Consider the following 4,942-nt stretch of genomic DNA (forward strand, 5'->3'; position numbering starts at 1 on the left):
AAAGATTGATTGGCAGGGTGTTTGGTCGCTTTAGCCCTGCCAAGAGTTGTTAACTTTCGGTCAATTCCATCTGCAAATCAGGCACTATACGAAAGCTCATAGCGAAACTGCACAGCATAGCCATTGAGCGCTCTCAGCTGCTCGACATCCGCCGCAATCGAAACACCACGTTGTTCAGCCAACCGATAGAGCAGAACAAGATCGTGCGTCCGCTCGAACACGATGCCATTGATCACCAGCACGGCCTTGATGAATTTTTCAGCCGCTTGCTGCGCATGAAAGCCGATCACCTCATGCGGCGCCCGCCCCGTCTGATTGAGCAACTGCAACGCCAGCAGATCTCGCTCACCCGCCGCAATGAGCGCCGCCGCCTGCGCTCTATGCGTGCTCATACAACACCTTCCCTTCGCGCACGGCGGAATACACAGGCGTACTCCACCAATCACGCTTTTTCTCGAATTCTGCCACCGTCATCAGCACGATATCGACACCCGCCTCGACACCGGAAGCCGCGCGATGCAGCCTGAGATACTCGCCCGCCGGATCTGGGATCTCCTGCTCGACGACGAGAAAATCCAGATCAGAACCGGCATCCGCTTCACCGCGCGCATAGGAACCGAACAGAATCACCTTCAGCGGCGCATGAGCGGCCGCCGCGATTCGCTGAGCCGCCGCCTCGATCGTCGTTTGACTTAGCATCGGTGAATCCTCTGGAACAGCGCCGCATTCGCCAACGTACCCAACTGACGACCCTTGTTCCGGCTTTTCTGACGACTGCGCTGACTCACTGACTTTAGTATTTTCGGCATGTGATCAAACGGACTAGATCATAGCAAAATACACGTACCCCAACAACGCTACTCGCTGGCCGCTGGCCGCTCATCACTGGCGGTTGCAACGAATAACTTAGCCCGCGCCACGCCGACCAACTCGCCCAGATCATAGACAGACAGCTTGAACACCTGCGCGTGAATGCCGTCTTGCAGCGCATAGTCCTCACTGTTGGCAAGCTTGGCGATGCGATAGGTTCGCGTTGCGCCATCGCTGAGTTCCAGTTTGAGGTCTAGCGCGGGCACGGTGGCATCGAGCGGCGGTGTCTCAGTGAACACATCTCGATAGCCAAGCGTGGCCAGTGTACGCACAACATTCCGTGCAATTTCCTGATTCAGTGATTCGTTCTCACCGGCATTAGCCAATTTCCACTGCTCACCGTCGCGTTCCAAGCGCCAATCTGCACCGCTGACGGTCTGAATCTGCGCTAAATCCACGCGCAGTTGTGTTGGATCCAGCCAATCGGCGCGTCGATTTGACACATCGGCCAGCGCCAAATCCAGTTCATAAACGGCTGCATCATCCGCCGGACGCCCAAATAGCCGCTTAAAACGCGGCGTTTCTCCTAAAATCAGCGTACCCACTGCCCCAGATGCGCCTTCAAGCGTCACGCGCCGTTTGAAATCCTGCTCGGCAACCTTGAAGCGCGTCTGCGCTTCAGCACTGGTTGCCGCTGGCAGCGGGCGCTTGAGTGCCGCGAGCGTGGTTAACAGTTGATCGGCTTTCGCTTCAGCGACCGGAAAATCACCCAGCTCGCCCAGCACCCACGCGCCACCCGTGCGCCGTTCGATGCGCACCGCTTCTGCGCCGGCTTCACCGCCCTCAATACGAATCGCCGTCACCTGTTCCGGCTGAAACGCCAGCAGCGGCGTGCGCGGTGCGCCGGCTCGCGTCGGCGACGTGTTCAGGCTCTGACCGAGCGCCAGCAGCAGTTGCAGCGCCAGCAATCCGATCAAACCGATAACCAGCGGTGTGCGCAGGTCGTGCTGCCAACTCAGCGCAACCGGCACAGACTGGGGCGTGGCAGTGTCTTTGAACAGTGATGCCATGATTCACTCACCTCCGTGACCGAGAATGGCGGCGTGGTAGCGAGCGCGTCGGGTACGCGCACGTCGATGTAGCGTGTAGACGAGCGCCAAGCCACCGAGCGCCAACAAGTAATTGAGGGTTTCCCAGAACAGCCGCGCTTCGCGGCCCAGCGGATCGAGCAGCCGCCCAAACTGACTCTGACCCCGTAGCTCAAGCAGGCCGCGATCTTCCAATGACCAATCCAGCGCGTTTTGCAGCAATTCCAAGGGTTTGAGATAGCGGCTTTGCGTCGCTTCATTGGCCAGACTGATCGCCGTATCGCCGAGAAAACTCGCCGAGCTAATTAAAATCAACCGCGCCGAGGCGGGCGATGTGTCAATCACCCCCGAAATCACCGGCGGCTTGGATTCCGCAGCGGTTTTTGCGTCATCGGGCGGCGTATTAGGATCATTGGATTCGCTCGGCTGGTCATCTGGCGTCAGCAACGGCGAGGGTTGACCGGCAAATGGCGAGCTAAACCGCCCCTCCAGTGCCACCGCTAACAGCTTGCGCCCGCGATCCGTGCCAGTGGGAAAACCTAGCGCCCCGTGTGCGTCAAAATCCGGCTGCATGATTTCCGAATCACTGCTCCAAGCTGCATCCGAACTCTGGATTAAGCGCGTCACAGTGCGTCCGGCCTGCTGCGTTTCATCGAGCGTAATCGGCGATGACCAATTCAGCGTAATTTGTCCCAATCCCGCTGTAATCGGATGATCTTCCGCTAATCCCGATCCGCGAATATCGGGGAAATAGGGATAATCGAGCGTCTGGATTTCCTGCACCATAAAGCCACCCAGATCGCGCTGTACTGGAATCGGGAAGGGCGTGTTATTCGGATCCAGTACCAGACTCGATTCGAGCTTTAAGCCATGATGGGCCAGCCAATCAGTTAATCCCGTGTCGAGCTTGCGAGCCTGAATTGCGCCGCCGCTTAAATCCAGATTAAAACTCGCTGCCGCGAGGATCACCGTGCCGCCCTGCATTAAAAACTGGTCAATCGCAAATCGCTGCTTGATGTTTAATGCGTCGGGGCCGATCACCAGCAACACATCGGCATCATCCGGCACCTGACCACTGGTTAAATCGGTGTCGCGGACATTAAAGCTATCTTGGAGCGTTTGCCGCAATAAGCTGTAATCGCCGCCACTGCTGGCTGCGCCCATGTTAAATGGATTTGGCTCCGCTGTTGGGGCAAAGAGCGCAATCGTGCGCAACACACCAGGGGCAAAGCGTTTAATCGCCGCTTCCAGTGCGCGATTTAAGCCAGCGCGGTCGAGTGATTCGGGCAAGGGCACCGGAATATGTCGATTACCGTCGTCGAGCACGAGATAAAAATAAAACGGCTTCGGATCGAGTAAACTGACAACCAGCGGCTCAAAGCCGTATTGTTCTTGAATGGTTTTGGCGAGTGCGCCATCACCGGCGCTCGGATCAGTTAGCTCGAACTGAAAACGACCATTGGAGCGCGTTTGCCATTCAGCCAACAGCGATGCTAATTCGGCGCGTAGCTCCGGCAGTGGCGCAGGTAAATTCTCAGCCGTCGAGACAAAGGCTTTGAGTGTCAGTGGTTTAGCAAGATTGGCAAAGAGATCGCCACCGCCCTGATACCCTTGCAACACTTTGCGGATGGTGCGGGTTAGATCATATTCAGGATGCCGCAAGCGCACATCGAGATCGAGTTCACCGCGCACCTTGACATCAATTAAATCCTGAAAATTCAGGGTTTCATATTGATCGCCATATTGAATCAGGATGTCAAAATACGAATTGACGACGGCGGCCTGATATTTGGTCGCAGTCTGAAAAGCCACCGGACGAATGCCGTATTGCTCACCGGCTTCGCGCTCTAATTCTGGCGAGCGTTGCGGATCGACGATTTCAACCCGGACTTTATCCCCGCCAGCAATTTGATATTCTTCCAGCAAATCGCGTAATTGCGGCACCAGCGGCGCAAGCAAGGGATGGGTTTGGGCGCTAAAATAGCCGCGAATTAACAGCGGTTCTTGCAGTTGATCGAGATAATGGCGCGTAGCTCCAGATAAACTATAGAGCCGCCCTTCGGTTAAATCCGCTCGCGCAGTGCTGATATTCGCTAACCAAAGATTAGCGGCAATCAAATTTGCCACCGCTAATCCAGTTACCAGCATCCAGCGCCGATGATGACGCGGATTGGCGTCTGGTTCCGCCCAGCGCAGACGTTCTAAGCTATAAATGGTCAGAGCTAAAAAAACGCCAGTTAAGCTCAGATAATAATAGAGATCGCGCACATCAATCACCCCGCGTGTGATTGATTCAAAGCGGGCACCGCTGCCAAGCAAGCGTAAGAATTCGCCGCCACTATGACCGATTAAACTGGTCAGGGTCGGTGAGCCAATCACATAAAACGCGGCACTGACAAAGGTCGCACCAATCAATGCGACAATCGGATTATCGGTGCGGGCGGAGACAAATAACCCGATGGCGACATAGGCCGCTGCCAGTAATAACGCGGCTAAATACGCGCCGATCACTGGCCCCCAATCGAGCGGCCCCAGCAGCGAGACGGTGAGCGGCAGCGGCACGGTCAGCGCCAGCGCGACAGCGACCAGTCCGAGTGCGGCGAGAAATTTGCCGAACACCAGCTTGGGTGTTGCGACCGGCAGCGTGAGCAGATTTTCCAGCGTACCGGCGCGGCGCTCTTCGCTCCACATCCGCATCGTGAGTGCGGCGCAGAGCAACACCAGCAAAATCGGCATCCACTCAAACAGCGGGCGGGCGTCGGCGATGTTGCGGGCAAAAAAGGCATCGACCCAAAAAAATACAAATAGCGAGACCGCTAAAAAGGTGCCAATAAAGATGTAGGCCACCGGCGAGCCAAAGAAAGCGGCCAGCTCGCGGCGGGCGACGCGAATGCTTTCAGCCATGCGTTGTCTGCTCCGAATTTCATACTCAAAAGTGCTCATTCGGCAATTCGCTCTCCGTTGATAGCACCCGTGCGGGCGAGCAACTGGAGTCCTGGTTGAGCAGTCCCAACCGGAGGCGCTCAGTCCGCGCCTGCACGATA

General features: G+C 56.5%; 4 protein-coding genes. All 4 read right to left on the bottom strand.

What is annotated here, in order from left to right; translation table 11 throughout:
• Positions 1-77 precede the first annotated feature (77 nt).
• The 4 genes from BLW10_RS13250 to BLW10_RS13265 all read right to left on the bottom strand — a co-directional run bounded on the left by BLW10_RS13250 (position 78) and on the right by BLW10_RS13265 (position 4,802).
• Positions 78-392: a HEPN domain-containing protein gene (locus BLW10_RS13250; protein WP_091335457.1), complete on the bottom strand. Its 315-nt coding sequence runs from the start codon at positions 390-392 to the stop codon at positions 78-80.
• Positions 379-699 carry a nucleotidyltransferase domain-containing protein gene (locus tag BLW10_RS13255; protein WP_091335461.1) on the bottom strand — a complete coding sequence of 107 codons (321 nt, stop codon included), beginning with the start codon at positions 697-699 and terminating at the stop codon, positions 379-381. Before BLW10_RS13255 ends, BLW10_RS13250 begins: the two co-directional genes overlap by 14 nt.
• Before the next feature lie 158 nt (positions 700-857).
• The gene (locus tag BLW10_RS13260; protein ID WP_091335466.1) at positions 858-1,880 is read right to left on the bottom strand and encodes a DUF4340 domain-containing protein; all 1,023 of its coding nucleotides are present in this window, start codon (positions 1,878-1,880) and stop codon (positions 858-860) included.
• 3 nt (positions 1,881-1,883) lie between these two features.
• Complete coding sequence (locus BLW10_RS13265; protein WP_091335469.1) at positions 1,884-4,802, bottom strand: Gldg family protein; 2,919 nt, start codon at positions 4,800-4,802, stop codon at positions 1,884-1,886.
• Positions 4,803-4,942 lie beyond the last annotated feature (140 nt).

The sequence above is a fragment of the Allochromatium warmingii genome (assembly GCF_900107145.1).
GTDB classification, from domain to species: Bacteria; Pseudomonadota; Gammaproteobacteria; order Chromatiales; family Chromatiaceae; genus Thermochromatium; species Thermochromatium warmingii.